Below are 20,892 nucleotides of genomic sequence, written 5' to 3' on the forward strand. Positions count from 1 at the left end.
TCACGGTCACCCGCGACCACCACCGCACGATGCTCGAACACCGACCGCGACACCACCAACGCGCGACCCACATCGGACAGTTCGAGCTCGGGTCGATCGCCCAGGAAGGCCAGCAACCGCGCCGCCTGCCCGCGCAACGCCGCCTCACTCTTCGCCGACACCACCAGCGGCAGCACAGCGGTCCCGGCCGGCGCCGGCTCGTCCACGGTGACGGGAGCCTGCTCCAGCACGACGTGCGCGTTGGTACCGCTCATGCCGAAGGACGACACCCCGGCCCGGCGCGGGTGGCCGGTCTCGGGCCACGGCTGGTTCTCGGCGAGGAGCGCGACCGCGCCCGCCGACCAGTCCACGTGCGGGGTCGGCTCGTCGATGTGCAGGCTCTGCGGCAGCACGCCGTGCCGCATCGCCAGCACCATCTTGATGATCCCCGCGACACCGGCGGCGGCCTGGGTGTGCCCGATGTTGGACTTGATCGAGCCCAGCCACAGCGGGTGTTCGCGGTCCTGACCGTAGGTGGCGAGCAGCGCCTGCGCCTCGATCGGGTCACCGAGGGTCGTCCCGGTGCCGTGCGCCTCGACCGCGTCGACCTCACCGGCCGTCAGACCCGCGTTCACCAGCGCCTGCCGGATGACCCGCTGCTGGGAGGGACCGTTGGGAGCGGTCAGACCGTTGCTCGCACCGTCCTGGTTGAGCGCCGAGCCCCGGACCAGTGCCAGCACCGGATGTCCGTTGCGCTCGGCGTCGGAGAGCCGCTCGACGAGCAGCATGCCGACACCCTCGCCCCAGCCCGTGCCGTCCGCCGCCGCCGCGAAGGCCTTGCAGCGGCCGTCGGTGGCGAGCCCGCGCTGGCGGCTGAACTCCACGAACGCACCCGGCGAGGACATCACCGTCGCACCGCCCGCGAGCGCCATCGTGCACTCGCCGCTGCGCAGCGCCTGCACGGCCAGGTGCAGGGCGACCAGCGAGGACGAGCACGCGGTGTCGACGGAGAGCGCCGGTCCCTCCAGCCCGAAGGTGTAGGAGAGCCGACCGGAAACCACGCTCGCCGCGTTGCCGGTGCTGAGGTAGCCGGCGAGGTCGTCGGCGGTGTCCATCGCCAGCTGGAGGTAGTCCTGGCCGTTGGTACCGACGTAGACACCGGTCCGGCTGCCGCGCAGGGTGGTCGGGTCGATGCCGGCCCGCTCGATCGCCTCCCAGGAGGTCTCCAGCAGCAGCCGCTGCTGCGGGTCCATCGCCAGCGCCTCGCGCGGCGAGATCCCGAAGAAGGTCGGGTCGAACTCGGCGACGTCGTGGAGGAAGCCACCGTGACCCGTGTGGGACGAATGCGCCCCATCGGCACCGGCGTTGAGCAGAGTCTCCAGGTCCCAGCCGCGGTCGGTCGGGAAACCGGAGATCGCGTCGGCGCCGGAGGTGAGCAGCTGCCACAGCTCCTCGGGCGTACCGACCCCGCCGGGGAAACGGCAGCTCATCGCGACGATGGCGATCGGCTCGTCGTCGGCGGCGGTCGACGCGGCGGCGGCCAGGGCGGGCAACGCCTCGCCGAGCAGCTCCGAGCGCAGGTGCTCGGCCAGCGCGGCCGTGGTCGGGTAGTCGAAGACCAGCGTGGCGGGCAGTGCCAGGCCGGTCGCCGTGGCCAGGAGGTTGCGGAACTCGACGGCGGTCAACGAGTCGAAGCCGAGCTCCCGGAACGCCTTGCCGACCTCGACGGACTCCGGATCGCCGTAACCCAGCACGGCGGCCACGTTGCCGCGCACCACGTCGAGCAGCACGCGATCCCGCTCGGCCTCGGGCAGGCCGGCCAGGCGCTGCGCCAGGGCGGTGGCCCCGTCGGCGGCGGAGGCGGGGGCGGCTTGCTCGATCGCCTGACGGGCCTCGGGCAGGCCCTCGAGGAGACGGCTGGGACGAGCGGCGACGAAGGACGGAGCGAAGCTCTCCCAGACCAGGTCGGCGGCGACCACCGTGGTGTCCTCGACGGAGAGCGCGCGCTGCAGGAAGGCGAGGCCCAACTCCGGTGCCATGGCCCGCATTCCGCCTCGGCGCAGGCGTTCGGCCAGTGCCTCGTCGGCGGCCATGCCACCCTGGGCCCACGGGCCCCAGGCGATGGCGGTGGCCGGCAGGCCGTCGGCGCGACGCTGCTCGGCGAGGGCGTCGAGGTAGGCGTTGGCGGCGGCGTAGTTGCCCTGACCCGCGCTGCCGATCGTGCCGGCGATCGAGGAGAAGAGGACGAACGCCGAGAGTCCGCCGGTGAGTTCGTGCAGATTGCGGGCGGCGTCCACCTTGGGACGGGCGACGGCGGCGAAGCGCTCGGCGGTCAGGCCATCGACGACGCCGTCGTCGAGCACACCGGCCGTGTGGAAGACGGCCGACACCGGCTGCTCCAGCGACGCGAGCAGCGCGGACAGCGCGCCACGGTCGGCCACGTCACACGCGGCGACGGTGACGGTGGCCCCCAACTCGGTGAGCTCGTCACACAGTTCGGCGGCACCGGGGGCGTCCGGACCGCGCCGGCTGGTGAGCAGCAGGTGCTCGGCGCCGCCGCGGACCAGCCAACGCGACACCTCGGCGCCCAGGGCGCCGGTACCGCCGGTGACCAGAACGGTCCCGGACGGCTGCCACTGCTGACCCGCCTCCCCGCGCGGCGCGCGCACCAGGCGGCGGGCGAGGACACCCGAGGCGCGAACCGCGACCTGGTCCTCCTGGCCGGCGAGCGCACCCGCCAGGCGGGCGAGCACTCGATCGTCCGGGCTCTCCGGGAGGTCGACCAGGCCGCCCCAGCGCTCCGGGTGCTCCAGGGCCACCACCCGGCCCAGACCCCACAGCTGCGCCTGCTCGGGGCTGGCGAGCCGGTCGGCGGGACCGGTCGTCACCGCACCGCGCGTCACGCACCACAGCGGCGCGGCGATGCCGGCGTCGCCCAGCGCCTGCACCAGCGCCAGGCTGGCGGCAAGAGGCATCGCCTCGCCCAGCGCCAGCAGGGAGAGCACGCCGGTCACCGCCGCCTGCTGGAGGCGCTCGGCGAGCCGGCCGCGCTCGGCGTCCGCCGCATCGACATCGATTCGGTGGACGTCCACGCCGCGGTCGGCCAGCACGCGCAGCGTGCCCAGCACCGCGGCGTCCTCGGCGGCGTCGGCGGGAACCACCACCAGCCACGAGCCCGACAACACACCCGGGACGGCCTCGGTGACCGGCTGCCAACCGGCCTGGTAGCGCCAACCGTCCACGATGGAGCGGTCGCGGTTCTGCCGACGCCAGGCCGACAGGGCGGGCAGCAGCGTGCCCAGCGCGTCACCGTCCTCGACCGCGAGGGTGGCGGTCAACGCGTCGACGTCCTCGCGCTCCACCGCTTCCCAGAAGCGCGCGTCCACCTCGTGGTCGGGAGTGCCGCCGTATGCCGGGGCCGCGGACTCCAGCCAGTACCACTCATGCTGGAAGGCGTAGGTGGGCAGGTCGATCCGGCGGGCGTTCCGGCCGGCGAAGACGGCCTGCCAGTCCACGGCCAGACCGCGCGCGTGGGCCTGGCCGAGGGCGGCGGTCAGCGTGCGGACCTCGGGACGGTCGGCGCGCAGCACCGGCGCGAACGCGGTGCCCTCGGCGGCGGCGCACTCCTGACCGAGGGCGGAGAGCACGCCGTCCGGTCCCAGCTCCACGAAGGTACGCACGCCCTCGCGCTCCAGGCCCTGGACCGCGTCGCGGAAGCGGACGGCCTCGCGCACGTGCCGCGCCCAGTACTCGGGCGAGGTCAGGTCCGCCGACTGGTCGAGCGTCGAGACGACAGGAATCCGGGGAGCGTGGAAGGTCAGACCCTCGGCAACCGTACGGAACTCGTCCAGCATCGGGTCCATCAGCGGCGAGTGGAACGCGTGGCTCACCGTCAGCCGCCGGGTCTTGCGACCCTGCTCGGCCAGCTTGCCCGCGACCTCCAGCACGGCCGCCTCGGCGCCCGAAAGCACCACCGAGGACGGCCCGTTGACCGCCGCGAGACCCAACTCGGCCTCCCTGCCGGCCAGCAGCGGCAGCACCTCGTCCTCGGCCGCCTGCACCGCCACCATCGCACCACCGGACGGCAGCGCCTGCATCAACCGACCACGCGCCACCACCAGCTTCGCCGCATCCGCCAGCGACAACACACCCGCCACATGCGCGGCCGCCAACTCACCGATCGAATGCCCAGCCAGGAAGTCCGGCCGCAGGCCCCACGACTCCACCAGGCGGAAGAGCGCGACCTCGATCGCGAACAGCGCCGGCTGCGTGCGGGCCGTCTCGTCGATCCGTTCACCCGTGAAGACGACATCCTTCAGCGGACGGTCCAGGTGCCGGTCCAGCTCCGCGCAGACCGCGTCGAACGCCTGCGCGAACACCGGGAAGGCTTCGTACAGTTCACGGCCCATCCCGGCCCGCTGGCTGCCCTGGCCGGTGAACAGGAAGGCGAGCTTGCCCGGCGCCACCGTGCCCCGGACCACGCCGGCGGCCGCATCGCCCGCAGCCAACCCCTCCAGCGCGCGCAGGAGTTGGTCACGGTCCTCGGCGACCACCACGGCGCGGTGTTCCAGAGCGGCACGGGTGGTCGCCAACGAGTAGGCGGCATCGGCCGGTTCGACCTCGGGCCGGCCCTCGACGAAGGCGCGCAGACGCCCGGCCTGGGCGCGCAGCGCGTCGGCGCTCTTCGCGGAGAGCAGCCACGGCAGCACCTCCGTACGCACCGGCTCCGCGGCCACCGCCTTCGGCTGGGCGGCCTCAGGAGCCTGCTCGACGACGGTGTGCGCGTTGGTGCCGCTGATGCCGAAGGACGAGATCGCCGCACGGCGCGGGCGACCGGTCTCGGGCCAGGGACGTGCCTCGGTCAGCAGCTCCACGGCGCCGGCGGACCAGTCGATGTTCGTCGACGGCTGGTCCACGTGCAGGGTGCGCGGCAGCACGCCGTGCCGCATCGCCATCACCATCTTGATGATGCCCGCGACACCGGCGGCGGCCTGGGTGTGCCCGATGTTCGACTTGATCGAGCCCAGCCACAGGGGCTGGTCCTCGGCGCGGTCGCGACCGTAGGTGGCCAGCAGCGCCTGCGCCTCGATCGGGTCGCCGAGGGTCGTGCCGGTGCCGTGCGCCTCGACCGCGTCGATCTCGTCGGCGGTCAGACCCGCGTTGACCAGGGCCTGCCGGATCACCCGCTGCTGCGACGGGCCGTTCGGCGCCGTCAGACCGTTGCTGGCGCCGTCCTGGTTGACCGCGCTCCCACGGACGACCGCGAGCACGGGGTGACCGTTGCGCCGCGCGTCGGACAGCCGCTCGACGAGCAGCATGCCCGCGCCCTCGCCCCAGCCCGTGCCGTCGGCGGCGTCCGCGAAGGACTTGCAACGACCGTCGGGTGACAGGCCGCGCTGGCGGCTGAAGTCGACGAAGGTCTCCGGCGTGCCCATCACGGCGACGCCGCCGGCCAGTGCCATCGTGCACTCGCCGTTGCGCAGCGCCTGGATCGCCCAGTGCAGCGCGACCAACGAGGACGAGCAAGCGGTGTCCACAGTGACCGCCGGGCCCTCCAGGCCGAAGGTGTAGGCCACCCGCCCGGAGACGATGCTGCCCGAGTTGCCCGTGCCCAGGTAGCCCTCGACGCCCTCGGGCAGCTCGCCGATCGCACTGGCGTAGTCGTGGTACATCAGGCCGGCGAAGACGCCGGTCCGGCTGCCGCGCAGCACGGCCGGGTCGATGCCGGCGCGCTCGATCGCCTCCCAGGAGACCTCCAACAGCAGTCGCTGCTGCGGGTCCATCGCGATGGCCTCGCGCGGCGAGATCCCGAAGAACGCCGGGTCGAACAGGCCCGCGTCGTGCAGGAAGCCGCCCTCACGGGCGTAGGAGGTGCCCTGGTGGTCCGGGTCCGGGTGGTAGAGACCGTCCAGGTCCCAGCCGCGACCGGTCGGGAAGCCGGAGACCGCGTCCTCGCCCTCGAAGACCAGCCGCCACAGGTCCTCCGGCGACTCCACGCCACCGGGATAGCGGCAGGCCATCCCGACGATGGCGATCGGGTCATCCGCCACGACCGTGGCCGGGCCGGCCACCACCGTCGGCGACTCGTCGCCCAGCAGCTCGGTGCGCAGGAAGGCGGCCAGCGCCAGCGGGCTCGGGTAGTCGAAGACCAGCGTCGCGGGCAGCCGCAGGCCGGTCACGCCGTTCAGCTCGTTGCGCAGCTCGACGGCGGTCAGCGAGTCGAAGCCCAGCTCCTTGAACGCCCGGCCGCCCTCGACCGCGGTCGCGTCCGCGTAACCCAGCACCGCCGCCACCCGACCGCACACCAGGTCGAGCAGCGCGGCCTCCCGCTCCCCCGCCGGCAGCGCGCTGAGCGTGCGCACCAGGGAGGAACCGGCAGCCGAGCCGGCCCGCGCGACCCGGCGGGCGGGGACCCGGACCAGCCCGCGCAGCAGCGGTAGGACCTCACGTCCGGTGTCCTTGCGCAGCGCGGCCAGGTCCAGGTGCATCGGGACCAGGGTCGCGGCGTCCGTACCGAGGGCCGCGTCGAAGAGGGCCAGGCCCTCGGCGGCGGTGAGGCCCTGCACGCCGGAGCGTGCCATCCGGTCGACGTCGCCCTCGCCGAGACCGGCCGCCATCCCGGCGCCCTCGGCCCACAGGCCCCAGGCGAGCGATACCGCCGGGAGGCCCTGGGCACGGCGCCGAGCGGCGAGGGCGTCCAGGAAGACGTTGGCGGCGGCGTAGTTGCCCTGGCCCGGGCCACCGAAGGTGCCGGCGGCCGAGGAGAAGAGCACGAACGTCGAGAGCCCGTCGGCGAGTTCGTGCAGGTTGAGCGCCGCGTCCAGCTTCGGACGCAACACCGTGTCGAGCCGCTCCGGCGTGAGCGAGGAGACGATCCCGTCGTCCAACACACCGGCCGTGTGCACCACGCCCGTCACCGGGTGCTCCGCGAGCAGCGCGGCCAGCGCGTCACGGTCCGCCACGTCACACGCCGCGACCACGACGTCTGCGCCCAACTCGACCAATGCATCGGCGAGTTCGACCACACCCGGCGCGTCCACACCGCGCCGCGAGAGCAGCAGCAGGCTCCGCACGCCGTGTTCGACCACCAGGTGCCGGGCGACCAGACCGCCCAGCATCCCGGACGCGCCGGTCACCAGCACCGTGCCGTCAGCCTCGAACACCGGCGCCGGGTCGGACCCGGGCGTCCGGGCCAGCCGGGGCACGCGCACGATGCCCTCGCGCACGGCGAGTTCGGGTTCGCCCGACGCCAGCGCGCCGGCCAGGAGTTCACCGGACGCGCCGTGGGTGTCGAGGTCCAGCAGGACGAACCGGTCGGGGTTCTCGGCCTGCGCCGAGCGCAGCAGGCCCCAGACGGGCGCGTGCACCAGGTCGTCGACCCCGGTGGCATCGGCGGCCACCGCGCCACGAGTCACCAGGACCAGCCGGGAGGCGGCGAACCGCGCGTCCGCCAGCCACTCCTGAACCACACCGAGCACACCGCTCAGCGCGGACCGGACGGTCGAGGCGAGCTCGGTCGCATCGACGGCGTCCAGGGCGAGGAGGACCGTGTCGGGAGTGGCCAGGCCGCCGTCCACCGCCGCACCCAGTGCCGCCAGGTCGGCGAAGGTGTCGGCGCCCGAGCCGAGCGCGTCGGTGCCGAGCGCCGCCCAGTGGCCGACCGGCACGGCCGACACCGGCAGCGGAACCCACTCCACCCGGAACAGCGAGTCCGTGAACCCGCCACGGGCGGCGCGCACCTGCTCCTCGGAGACCTCGCGCAGCATCAGCGAGTCGACCGAGGCCACCGGACGGCCGGACTCGTCGGCCAGTTCCAGGGCGATCGCGTCGGGTCCGGTGCGCGACAGTCGCGCGCGCAGCACGGCGGCACCCGAGGCGTGCAGGGTCACGCCGTTCCACGCGAACGGGAGCCGGCCGCGTCCGGTGTCCGCGAGCAGGTCACCGATGCCGACCGCGTGCAGTGCGGCGTCCAGCAGAGCGGGGTGCAGGCCGAAGGAGGCCGCGCCGTCGCGGGCGTCCTGCGGCAGTGCCACCTCGGCGAACACCTCGTCGGCCCGCCGCCAGGCCGCCCGCAGCCCCTGGAACAGCGGTCCGTAGCCGAAGCCGACGGCGGCGAGGCGCTCGTAGAGGTCCGTCACGTCGACCTCGGCCGCACCAGCCGGCGGCCACTGCGCCAGCTCGAACGACGGCTCCTCGGCCGTGTCGGGAGCGAGCACGCCGGTGGCGTGCCGGGTCCACGGCTCCTCCGCCTGGGCGTCCTCCGGGCGCGAGTGCAGGCTCAGCGGACGCCGGCCCGACTCGTCCACCGCGCCCAGCGCCAGCCGCAGTTGGACGCCGCCGTGCTCGGGCAGCACCAGCGGTGCCGCCAGCGTCAGCTCCTCCAGCACCGAGCAGCCAACCTGGTCGCCGGTGCGGATCGCCAGCTCCACGAAGGCCGTTCCCGGCAGCAGGATCGAGCCCAGCACGGCGTGGTCCGCCAGCCACGGGTGCGACTGCACCGACAACCGGGCGGTGAACACCAGCCCGTCCCAGTAGGGGAGTTCGATACTGGCGCCGAGCAGCGGATGCCCGGCCGCGACGAGCCCGAGCGAGGCGGGGTCCCCCGTCGAGGCGCCGCCCTCCAGCCAGTACCGTGCGCGCTGGAAGGGGTAGGTGGGCAGGTCGATCCGGCGGGCACCGGTGCCCGCGAAGACGGCCGACCAGTCCACCGCGACACCGCGCACGTGGGCCTGGGCGAGGGCCGTGGTCAGCGTGCGGACCTCGGGACGGTCGGCGCGCAGCACCGGCGCGAACGCGACGTCCTCCGTGCCGGCACAGTCCTGGCCCATCGCGGAGAGCACCCCGTCCGGACCCAGCTCCACGAACGTCCGGACACCCTCACCCTCGAGGGCCCGCACGGCGTCGAGGAAGCGCACCGCCTCACGGACATGGCGCACCCAGTAGTCCGGGGTGGCCAGGTCGGCGGACCGGTCGAGGGTCGAGACGATCGGGATCCGCGGGGCGTGGAACTCCAACGACTCCGCGACGGCCCGGAACTCCTCCAACATCGGGTCCATCAGCGGCGAGTGGAACGCGTGGCTCACCGTGAGCCGCTTGGTCTTGCGACCCTGCTCGGCCAGCTCGCCCGCGACCTCCAGGACGGCCGCCTCGGCGCCCGAAAGCACCACCGAGGACGGCCCGTTGACCGCCGCGAGACCCAACTCGGCCCCGCGACCAGCCAGCAGCGGCAGCACCTCGCCCTCGGCCGCCCGCACCGCCACCATCGCACCACCAGTGGGCAGTTGCTGCATCAACCGACCACGCGCCACCACCAGCTTCGCCGCATCCGCCAGCGACAGCACCCCGGCGACGTGCGCGGCAGCGATCTCACCGATCGAGTGCCCCGCCAGGAAGTCCGCCCGCACACCCCACGACTCGACGAGCCGGAACAGCGCCACCTCGACCGCGAACAGCGCCGGCTGCGTGAAGCCGGTCTCGTGGATCGACTCGCCCTCGGCGGCGAACACCACCTCGCGCAGCGGCCGCTCAAGGTGCTGGTCCAGCTCAGCGCAGACCGCGTCGAAGGCCTCCGCGAAGGCGGCGAACTCGGCGTACAACTCCCGGCCCATGCCGAGCCGCTGGCTGCCCTGGCCGGTGAACAGGAACGCCAGTCGCCCCTCGACCACCGAGCCCGCGACGAGGTTCGCCGCCGACTCCCCCGCCGCCAACGCGCCCAGCCCGCGCAGCAGCTCCTCGCGCTCCCCCGCCACGACCACCGCACGACGCCCCAGCGACGCCCGTCCCGTCGCCGACGAGTACGCCACATCGCCGAGTTCGGCCTCGCCGACAACCGGCAGCAGCCGCTCGGCCTGCGCCCGCAGCGCGTCCGTGTCGTGGGCCGAGAGCACCACCGGCAGCACCGGAGGCAGCACCGGAAGCTCGGTGTCCTCGGCCTCTTCCGGCGCCTGCTCCAGGATGGTGTGGGCGTTGGTCCCGCTCACACCGAAGGCCGAGATGCCGGCCCGGCGCGGCGCGCCGGTCCGCGGCCACTCGGTGGCCTCGGTCAGCAGCTCCACCGCGCCCGCCGACCAGTCCACGTGCGGCGAGGGCTCGTCCACGTGCAGCGTCTTCGGCAGCACACCGTGCCGGATCGCCATCACCATCTTGATCACACCGGCCACGCCCGCCGCCGCCTGGGTGTGCCCGAAGTTGGATTTCAACGACCCCAGCCACAGCGGCCGTTCACGGTCCTGCCCGTACGTCGCCAACAGCGCCTGGGCCTCGATCGGGTCACCCAGGGTGGTACCCGTGCCGTGTGCCTCGACGGCGTCCACCTGGTCCGCCGTCAGCCGGGCGTTCTCCAGGGCCTGCCGGATCACCCGCTGCTGCGACGGACCGTTCGGCGCGGTCAGACCGTTGCTCGCACCGTCCTGGTTGACGGCCGAACCACGGACCACCGCCAGCACCGGGTGCCCGTTGCGCCGCGCGTCGGAGAGCCGCTCGACCAGCAGCATACCCACACCCTCGGCCCAGCCGGTGCCGTCCGCGGCGGCCGCGAACGCCTTGCACCGGCCGTCGGTGGCCAACCCGTGCTGCCGGCTGAACTCGACGAACACGTCCGGGGTGGCGAGCACCGTCACGCCACCCGCCAGCGCCATCGAGCACTCGCCGTTGCGCAGCGCCTGGACCGCCAGGTGCAGCGATACCAGCGACGAGGAGCAGGCGGTGTCCACGGTGACCGCCGGGCCCTCGAAGCCGAAGGTGTAGGCGACCCGGCCGGAGACCACCGCGGCCGCGTTACCGGTGAGCAGGTAGCCCTCGACTCCGTCCGGCAGTTGGTCGGCCACGCCGGCGTAGCCCGACGCGGAGGCGCCGACGAAGACGCCGGTGCGGCTGCCACGGACCGTCTCCGGGTCGATGCCGGCCCGCTCGAACGCCTCCCAGGAGGTCTCCAGCAGCAGCCGCTGCTGCGGGTCCATCGCCAGCGCCTCGCGCGGCGAGATCCCGAAGAACGCCGGGTCGAACCGGTCGGCGCCGGTGAGGAACCCGCCGCCACGGGCGTAGAAGGTGCCCTGGCGGTCGGGATCCTCGTCGTACAGGTCGGCCAGTCGCCAACCGCGGTCGGCCGGGAACTCGCCGATCGCGTCGACGCCGTCGGCGACCAGCCGCCACAGCGCCTCCGGTGATGCCACGCCTCCGGGGAACCGGCAGCTCATCGCCACGATCGCGATCGGCTCCTTGGAGGCCGCGATCAGCTGCTGGTTCTGCCGACGCAGTCGCTCGGTCTCCTTGATGGAGGCCCGAAGTGCTGCGACGACTTTTTCGTTCGGCGTGGTCATGATGAGCTCCGCACTTCGGGCGTGTCAGGAATCGTTGCTGTCGAGAGCGATGTCGATGAGGCTGTCCAGGTCCAGCGAGTCGATCGAGTCGATCAGGTCCGACTCGTCGTCGCCGTCCTCGGTCCCGCCGTGGTCGCCGGGGTCGGCCAGCCGCAGCAGGGTGTCCAGGAGCCCCAGCTCCCGGAACCGGGCGAGCGGGACGCTCGCCAGGGCCTGCCGCAGCTCGGCCTCCTGGGGGTCGAGGGCGGCCTCGCGGGCCCGCTCCGGGAAGAGCGCGTCCCGCAGGTGCTCGGCCAGGGCGGTGGGCGTCGGGTAGTCGAAGACCGCGCTGGCCGGCAGCTTCAGTCCGGCCTCCCGGGCCAGCCGGTTGCGCAGCTCGACCGCCGTCAGCGAGTCGAAGCCGAGCGCCCGGAAGGCCATGCCGGCCTCCACCGCGTGCGCGCCGGAGTACCCGAGCACCTCGGCCACCTGGCCGCGCACCAGTTCCAGCAGCGCGCGGTCGCGGTCGGCGTCGCTCAGGTCGGCCAGCCGGTCGCGCAGCCCGGCCGGCGCACCCGCGCCGGTGGGCGCGGCTGCGGCCTGTTCCGCCGCCAGCACATCGCGCACCTCGGGGAGCTCGCCGAGCAGCGGGCGGGGACGGGCGGCGGTGAAGGACGGCACGAAGCGCGCCCAGTCCACGTCGGCGACCACCCCGGTGGGCGCCCCGCCGTCCAGGGCCAGTTGCAGGCCGAGCAGCGCGCTGCCGGGCGCCATCACGGTCAGGCCGAAGCGGCGCAGGTGCTCCTCGGCTGCCTCGCCGGCCGCCATGCCGGCCTCGGCCCACGGGCCCCAGGCCACCGAGGTGCCGGCCAGGCCACGGGCCCGGCGGGCCTCGACCAGGGCGTCCAGGAAGGCGTTGGCCGCGGCGTAGCCCGCCTGGCCGCCGCTGCCCCAGACGCCGGCGATGGAGGAGAAGGTGACGAAGGCGTCCAGCTCGGTGTCGCCGAGCAGGGCGTCCAGGTGCACCGCGCCGGCCACCTTGGCCTCGACGACGGCGGCCAGGTCGGCGAGCTCGCTGTCCTGCAGGGCGGCGTCGGCGACCACGCCGGCCGCGTGCACGACGGCCGTCAGCGGGCGATCGGCGGGGACGGCGGCGAGCAGCTCGGCGAGCGCCGCGCGGTCGGCCACATCGCACCCGGCGATGGTCACGGTGGCGCCCAGCTCGGTGAGTTCGGCGGTCAGTTCGGCTGCACCCGGGGCGTCGGCGCCGCGCCGGCTGGTGAGCACCAGGTGTTCGGCGCCGCCACGGGCCAGCCAGCGGGCCACCTCGGCGCCCAGGGCGCCGGTGCCGCCGGTGACCAGCACCGTGCCGCGCGGCTGCCAGGGGGTGCCCGTGACCTGCGACGCCCGGACCAGGCGGCGCGTGTACAGACCCGACGGCCGCACCGCGAGCTGGTCCTCGTCGTCGCCGGCCGCCAGCGCTCCGGCCAGCAGCGCTCCGGCGTGCTCGTCAAGCCGCGCGGGGAGGTCGATCAGGCCACCCCAGCGGTCCGGGTGCTCCAGGGCCACCACCCGGCCCAGACCCCAGACCTGGGCCTGCCCGGGGTTGGCGAGCCGGTCGGTGCCCTCGGTGGCGACCGCGTCGCGGGTCAGGCACCACAGCGGCGCGGCCACCTCGGCGTCACCCAGCGCCTGCACCAGCAGAGCGGTGGCCGCCAGGCCGCCGGACATCGCGGGGTGCGCCGGGTGCGGGTCCTCGTCGAGGGCGAGCAGCGAGACGACGCCGGCCAGCGGGCCGGCCTGGGCGAGCTCGCCACGCAGTCGCCCGGCCAGCGCGGTGCGCCCGGTCGCGAGCTCCGCGGCGGTGACGGTGAGCCGGCGGGTGTCGGCGCCGGCCCCGGCCAGGGCCGCCAGCGCGGCCTCGGTCGGCTCGGCGGCGGCGTCCACGGCCGGGGTGACGACCAGCCAGGTGCCCGCCAGGGCGGCGGCGGGGGCGGAAGCGAGGCGGTGCCAGGTGATCCGGTAGCGCCAGCCGTCCACGGTGGAGCGGGCCCGGCTCTGCCGGCGCCAGGTCGACAGCGCGGGCAGCACCGAGCTGAGCGGCTGGTCACCGTCCAGGCCCAGCGTGGCGGTGAGCGCCTCCAGGTCCTCGCGCTCGACGGTCTCCCAGAAGCGGGCGTCCACCGCGTCCGGGCCGGTGGCCGGCGACGCGGCGGCGGGCGTGGGCCAGTAGCGCTCGCGTTGGAAGGGATAGGTGGGCAGGTCGGCGCGCAGGGCGCCGGTGCCGGCGAAGTAGGCCGGCCAGTCCACCGCCTGACCTCGGACGTGGACCTGGGCGAGGGCGGTCACCAGCGCCCGGCCCTCGGTGCGGTCGGCGCGCAGGGCGGGGGCGAAGGTGGCGTCCTCGGCGCTGACGCAGTCCTGGCCGAGGGCGGTCAGGGTGCCGTCCGGGCCGAGCTCCAGGAAGGTGCGCACGCCCTCGCGCTCCAGGGTCGCGACGGCGTCGCGGAAGCGGACCGCCTCGCGGACGTGGCGCACCCAGTAGTCGGGGGTGGTGAGGTCGGCGGACTGGTCGAGGGTGGAGACGATCGGTATCCGCGGCGCGTGGAAGGTCAGACCCGCCACGACCGTGCGGAACTCCTCCAGCATCGGGTCCATCAGCGGCGAGTGGAACGCGTGGCTCACCGTGAGCCGCCGGGTCTTGCGGCCGTCGGCGGCCAGCTTCTCGGCCACCTCCAGGACAGCCGCCTCGGCACCCGAAAGCACCACCGAGGACGGCCCGTTGACCGCCGCGAGACCCAACTCGGCCTCCCGGCCGGCCAGCAGCGGCAGCACCTCGCCCTCGGCCGCCCGCACCGCCACCATCGCACCACCGGACGGCAGCGCCTGCATCAACCGACCACGCGCCGCCACCAGCTTCGCCGCGTCCGCCAGCGACAACACACCCGCCACATGCGCGGCAGCGATCTCACCGATCGAGTGCCCGGCCAGGAAGTCCGGCCGCAGGCCCCACGACTCCACCAGGCGGAACAGCGCCACCTCGATCGCGAACAGCGCCGGCTGCGTGCAGCCGGTCTGGTGCAGCAGCTCGCCGCCCTCCGTCATCACGTCCCGCAGCGGACGCTCCAGGTACCCGTCGAACTCCGCGCACACGGCGTCGAGAGCCTCGGCGAACACCGGGTACGTCTCGTACAACTCAGCTCCCATGCCCGCCCGCTGACTGCCCTGGCCGGTGAAGAGGAAGGCGAACCTGCCACCCGTAGCCGAGCCCGCCACCACGCTCGCACCGGGGACACCCGAGACCAACCCCTCAAGACCCCCCAGGAACCCCTGATTGTCGTCGGCCACCACCACGGCCCGGTGTTCCAGGGCGGCGCGGCCGGTCGCCAGCGAGGAGGCCAGATCCACCAGCCTGATCCCCGCCGCGCCGCCGACGAAGGAGCGCAGCCGCTCCGCCTGCGCGCGCAGCGCCGGCGCGGTTCGGGCCGACAGGACCAGCGGGAGGGGTCCCGGGGCGGACGCCGGCTCGGGCGCCGCGACGGTCGCGACGGCCGGGGCCTGCTCCAGGACCACGTGGGCGTTGGTGCCGCTCACCCCGAAGGACGACACGCCGGCCCGGCGCGGGCGACCGGTCTCGGGCCACTCGCGCGCCTCGGCCAGCAGCTCCACCGCGCCCGTCGACCAGTCCACGTGCGGGCTCGGGGTGTCGACGTGCAGGCTCTGCGGGAGCACGCCGTGCCGCATGGCCAGCACCATCTTGATGATGCCCGCGACACCGGCGGCGGCCTGGGTGTGGCCGATGTTGGACTTGATCGAGCCCAGCCAGAGCGGCTGGTCGGCCGGCCGCTGCCCGTAGGTGGCGAGCAGGGCCTGCGCCTCGATCGGGTCGCCCAGCGTGGTGCCGGTGCCGTGCGCCTCCACCGCGTCCACCTCGTCCGCCGAGAGGCCGGCGGCGGCCAGCGCCTGGCGGATGACGCGCTGCTGGGCCGGCCCGTTGGGGGCGGTCAGACCGTTGCTGGCACCGTCCTGGTTGACGGCCGAGCCCCGGACCACGGCCAGCACCGGGTGCCCGTTGCGCTCGGCGTCGGAGAGCCGCTCGACCAGCAGCATGCCGACACCCTCGCCCCAGCCGGTGCCGTCGGCCGCCGCCGCGAACGGCTTGCAGCGGCCGTCGGCGGCCAGGCCGCGCTGGCGGCTGAACTCCACGAACGCCCCCGGCGTGGACATCACGGTCACACCACCGGCGAGCGCCATGGTGCACTCGCCGGTGCGCAGCGCCTGGATCGCCCAGTGCAGCGCGACCAGCGAGGACGAGCAGGCGGTGTCGACCGTGACGGCCGGGCCCTCCAGGCCGAAGGTGTACGAGAGCCGGCCGGAAACCACGCTGGCGGCGGTCCCGGTGCCGAGCTGACCCTCCAGCTCGTCCGCCGCGTTCGCGGCGAGGGCGAGGTAGTCCTGGCCGTTGGTGCCGACGAAGACGCCCGCCTGGCTGCCGCGCAGCGTGGCCGGGTCGATGCCGGCCCGCTCGAACGCCTCCCAGGAGGTCTCCAGCAGCAGCCGCTGCTGCGGGTCCATCGCCAGCGCCTCGCGCGGGCTGATGCCGAAGAAGGTCGGGTCGAACTCGGCGGCGTCGTAGAGGAAGCCGCCCTCACGGGCGTAGCAGGTGCCGCTGCGCTCGGGGTCGGCGCTGTGGAGCGCTTCCAGGTCCCAGCCGCGGTCGGTCGGGAAGCCGGAGATCGCGTCGGTGCCGGAGGCGAGCAGCTGCCAGAGCTCCTCCGGGCTGCTGACGTTGCCGGGGAAACGGCAGCTCATGCCGATGATGGCGATCGGCTCTCCCTCGACCTGGCTGCTGGGAGGTGCCCCCGCGTCGGTGGCCGACAGCGCGTCCGGCTGCCGGCCGAGCAGCTCGGTGCGCAGGAATCCGGCGAGCGCGGCGGAGGTCGGGTAGTCGAAGACCAGCGTGCTCGGCAGACTCAGGCCGGTAACGGCGTTCAGCCGGTTGCGCAGCTCGACCGCGGTCAGCGAGTCGAAGCCGAGCTCCTTGAACGCCCTGGTGGCGTCCACCGCGTCCGGCGTGGCGTAGCCGAGCACGGCGGCCACCTCGGTGCGGACCGCGTCGAGCAGGGCGCGCTCCCGCTCCACCGGGGAGAGCGCGGCCATCCGCTGGGCCAGCGGGCCGGCCGGCGACTCCCCGGCGGTGGCGTCGGCACCGGGCGCCGCCAACGCCGTGCGCGCCTCGGGGATCTGGTCGAACAGCGCGGTGCCGCGGCGACCGGTCGTGGTGCCACCGAGCAGCAGCTCCCAGTCGATGTCGGCCACGGCCAGCGTGCTGTCCCCGTTCTCCAGTGCCTGTTGAAGGGCGGTGATCGCACGGTCGGGGGACATCGGCGGGACGCCCTCGCGGCGCAGGCGCTGTTCCAGGGCCCCGCCGGCGGCCATGCCACCACGGCTCCACGGACCCCAGGCGATCGAGGTGGCGGCCAGGCCGTCGGCCCGGCGCTGCTCGGCCAGCGCGTCCAGGTAGGCGTTGGCGGCGGCGTAGTTGGCCTGGCCGGCGTTGCCGATGGTGCCGGCGGTGGAGGAGAAGAGGACGAACGCGGTGAGGTCGTGGGTGAGTTCGTGCAGGTTCCGGGCCGCGTCCACCTTCGGACGGGCCACGGCGGCGAAGCGCTCGACGGTCTGCGCGTCCACCACACCGTCGTCCAGCACACCGGCGGTGTGGAACACCGCCGACACCGGGTGCTCCAGCGACCCGAGCAGCGCGGCCAGGGCCGCACGGTCGGCCACATCACAGGCCGCGACCGTGACGACAGCACCCAACTCGGTCAGCTCATCACGCAGTTCAGCAGCACCGGGCGCGTCCAGGCCACGCCGGCTGGTCAGCAGCAGGTGCTCGGCACCGTTGCGCACCAGCCAACGCGACACCTCGGCACCCAGCGCACCCGTACCACCGGTCACCAGCACCGTGCCGGACGGCCGCCACGCGACCGCCACGCCACGCGACGCCCGTACCAGACGACGACCGAAGACACCCGACGCCCGGACCGCGACCTGATCCTCGTCCCCGGCGAGCATGTCCACCAGGTGGGCGAGCGCGCGCTGGTCCGGGGTCTCCGGGAGGTCGACCAGACCGCCCCAGCGCTCCGGGTGCTCCAGACCCACCACCCGGCCCAGACCCCACAGCTGCGCCTGCACCGGGCTGGCCAGCCGGTCGGAAGAACCGGTCGAGACCGCGCCGCGCGTCACGCACCACAGCGGCGCGTCGATCCGCGCGTCACCCAGCGCCTGCACCAGCGCCAGCGTCCCCGGCACCGCCGAAGCCTCGTCCCACGCCAGCAGCGACAGCACTCCGGAAACCGGGCCGCCGTCGGAGATCGCGACGTGCAGCGCGTCCGTGACGACGGCCCGCTCGGGCGCGGTCGGCTCGACCAGACGGACGTCCACCCCACGACCGGTCAGCAGCCGGACCACGCCCTGGACGTCGGCGTCCCCGGCGCGCCCCGCCGGCACCGCCACCAGCCAGCTGCCGGCCGCCACCGCGACGGGAGCCTCGGTGACCGGCTTCCAACTCACCCGGTAGCGCCAGCCGTCCAGCGTGGACTGGGCACGGCCCTGCCGACGCCAGGCCGACAGGGCGGGCAGTACCGCGCCCAGCGCCGCTCCGTCCGCGACGGCGAGCGTCTCGGCCAGCGCGTCGATGTCCTCACGCTCCACGGCCGCCCAGAACCGGGCGTCCGGCTGCTCGGCCGACGAGCCTGCCGCGGCGGCCGAGCCGCCGCCCGACTCCAGCCAGTACCAGTCGTGTTGGAAGGCGTAGGTGGGCAGCTCGACCCGACGGGCAGCGCGCCCGGCGAAGAGTGCCGTCCGGTCCAGGGCGCCGCCGCGCACCTGGGCCTGCCCGACGCCGATCAGCAGCGTCTCGACCTCGGGGCGGCCCGCGCGCCGAACGGGGGCGAAGACGACGTCCGCCTCGCCGCTGGCGCAGTCCTGGCCCATCGCGGAGAGCACACCGTCCGGGCCGAGCTCCAGGAAGGTGCGGACACCCTCGCGCTCCAGGGTCGCGACGGCGTCGCGGAAGCGCACGGCCTCGCGGACGTGGCGCACCCAGTAGACGGGGGTGGTGAGGTCGGCCTCCTGGTCGAGCGCGGAGACGATCGGGATCCGCGGGGCCTCGAAGGCCAGACCCGCCACGACCGTGCGGAACTCCTCCAGCATCGGGTCCATCAGCGGCGAGTGGAACGCGTGGCTGACCGTGAGCCGCTTGGTCTTGCGGCCGTCGGCGGCCAGCTTCTCGGCCACCTCCAGGACAGCCTGCTCGGTGCCCGAAAGCACCACCGAGGACGGACCGTTGACCGCCGCGAGACCCAGCTCGGCCTCCCGGCCCGCGAGCAGCGGCAGCACCTCGTCCTCGGCCGCCCGCACCGCCACCATCGCACCACCGGACGGCAGCGCCTGCATCAACCGACCACGCGCCGCCACCAGCTTCGCCGCATCCGCCAGCGACAACACACCCGCCACATGCGCGGCAGCGATCTCACCGATCGAATGCCCGGCCAGGAAGTCCGCCCGCACACCCCACGACTCCACCAGACGGAACAGCGCCACCTCGACCGCGAACAACGCCGGCTGCGTGCAAGCCGTCTCGTCGATCCCCTCCCCGGCGAACACCACGTCCTTCAACGGACGGCCCAGCTGCCCGTCCAGCTCCGCGCAGACCGCGTCGAACGCCTCGGCGAACACCGGGAACGCCTCGTACAACTCCGCACCCATACCGGCCCGCTGGCTGCCCTGACCCGTGAACAGGAAGGCGAGCCGGCCCTCGGTGACCGCACCGCGCACGAGGGTCGGAGCCGGGTGTTCTCCGGCCGCCAGCGCCTGCAGACCGCGGCGGAAGTCGTCGAGCTCGGCGCCGACCAGCACGGCGCGGTGCGGCAGTGCCGCCCGGGTGGTGGCCAGCGAGTAGCCGAGGTCGAGCGGGGTGAGCGTGGCATCGGTGGCCAGCCGGGCCAGCAGCCGTCCGGCCTGGGCGCGCAGCGCGTCGGCGCTCCGTGCGGAGAGCAGCCACGGCACCAGGGCGGTGGCCACCGGCGCGGACGAGGCGGCCACGCCGCCCGGTCCCTCGGTCGCCGCCGGCTCGCCGCCCTCCGCCGGGACCGGTGCCTGCTCCAGGATGGTGTGCGCGTTGGTGCCGCTGACACCGAAGGAGGAGACGGCGGCCCGACGCGGCTCGCCGGTCCCGGGCCACTCACGCGCCTCGGTCAGCAGCTCCACCGCACCGGCCGACCAGTCGACGTGCGGGGTGGGCTCGTCCACGTGCAGCGTCTTCGGCAGCACACCGTGCCGGATCGCCATCACCATCTTGATCACACCGGCCACGCCCGCCGCCGCCTGGGTGTGCCCGATGTTCGACTTCAGCGACCCCAGCCACAGCGGCCGCTCGGCGGCCCGCTCGCGGCCGTAGGTGGCCAGCAGGGCCTGCGCCTCGATCGGGTCGCCGAGGGTGGTGCCGGTCCCGTGCGCCTCGACCACGTCCACCTGGTCGGCCGTCAGCCGGGCGTCGCCCAGGGCCTGGCGGATGACCTTCTGCTGGGCCGGCCCGTTGGGGGCGGTCAGACCGTTGCTGGCACCGTCCTGGTTGACGGCCGAACCACGCACCACGGCCAGCACCGGGTGCCCGTTGCGCTCGGCGTCGGAGAGCCGCTCGACCAGCAGCATCGCGACGCCCTCGGACCAGCCGGTGCCGTCGGCGGCGGCGGCGAAGGACTTGCAGCGGCCGTCCGCCGACAGTCCGCGCTGGCGGCTGAACTCGACGAAGACGTCCGGCGTGGCCATCACGGTCACGCCGCCGACCAGGGCCTGCGAGCAGTCGCCGCGCCGCAGCGCCTGGCACGCCCAGTGCAGGGCGACCAGCGAGGACGAGCAGGCGGTGTCCAGGGTGGCGGCCGGGCCCTCCAGGCCCAGGGTGTAGGCGATGCGGCCGGAGAGCACGCTGGTCGCGTTGCCGGTCAACAGCCTGCCCTCGACGCCCTCCGGCACCTCCGCCAGCTCCGAGCCGTAACCCTGGTAGCTGCCACCGACGTACACGCCGGTGCGGCTGCCGCGCAGGGTGGCCGGGTCGATGCCGGCCCGCTCGCAGACCTCCCAGGAGGCCTCCAGCAGCAGCCGCTGCTGCGGGTCCATCGCCAGCGCCTCACGCGGGCTGATGCCGAAGAACTCCGGGTCGAAGCGGCCGGCGTCGTGCAGGAAGCCGCCGCCGGTCGCGTAGACCGTGCCCGGGTGGTCCGGGTCCGGGTGGTACAGGCCGTCGACGTCCCAGCCGCGGTCGGCGGGGAACGGGGTGATGGCGTCCCCGCCGGTGGCCACCAGTTGCCACAGGTCCTCCGGCGAGCGCACCCCGCCGGGCAGCCGGCAGCTCATCGCCACGATCGCGATGGGCTCCTGCTCGGCGTCCTCGACCTCGCGCAGCCGGCGGGTGGTCTTGCGCAGCTCCGCGGTCATCCACTTGAGGTGGTCGAGGAGCTTCTGTTCGTCTGCCATCAGAGGGCCACCTTCCGGGAAGCCGGGACAAGTGCGGTCATCGCGCGGGACGTCACGGTCGGGGTCTGGGCGACCGCGG

2 protein-coding genes and 1 pseudogene are annotated in these 20,892 nt (G+C 74.4%); all 3 read right to left on the reverse strand.

Going from position 1 to position 20,892, the window contains the following annotated elements; genetic code table 11:
- The coding region (locus tag ACZ38L_RS32355; RefSeq protein ID WP_465700086.1) for a type I polyketide synthase at positions 1-11,180 on the reverse strand (11,180 nt) is incomplete at its 3' end.
- 66 nt (positions 11,181-11,246) lie between these two features.
- Positions 11,247-11,297 (reverse strand): annotated as a pseudogene (locus tag ACZ38L_RS32360) (hypothetical protein); the annotation flags it as partial.
- A gap of 24 nt (positions 11,298-11,321) precedes the next feature.
- The gene (locus ACZ38L_RS32365) at positions 11,322-20,816 is read right to left on the reverse strand and encodes a type I polyketide synthase (protein ID WP_465700088.1); all 9,495 of its coding nucleotides are present in this window, start codon (positions 20,814-20,816) and stop codon (positions 11,322-11,324) included.
- Positions 20,817-20,892 lie beyond the last annotated feature (76 nt).

This window comes from Kitasatospora sp. NPDC024654 (genome assembly GCF_055559155.1).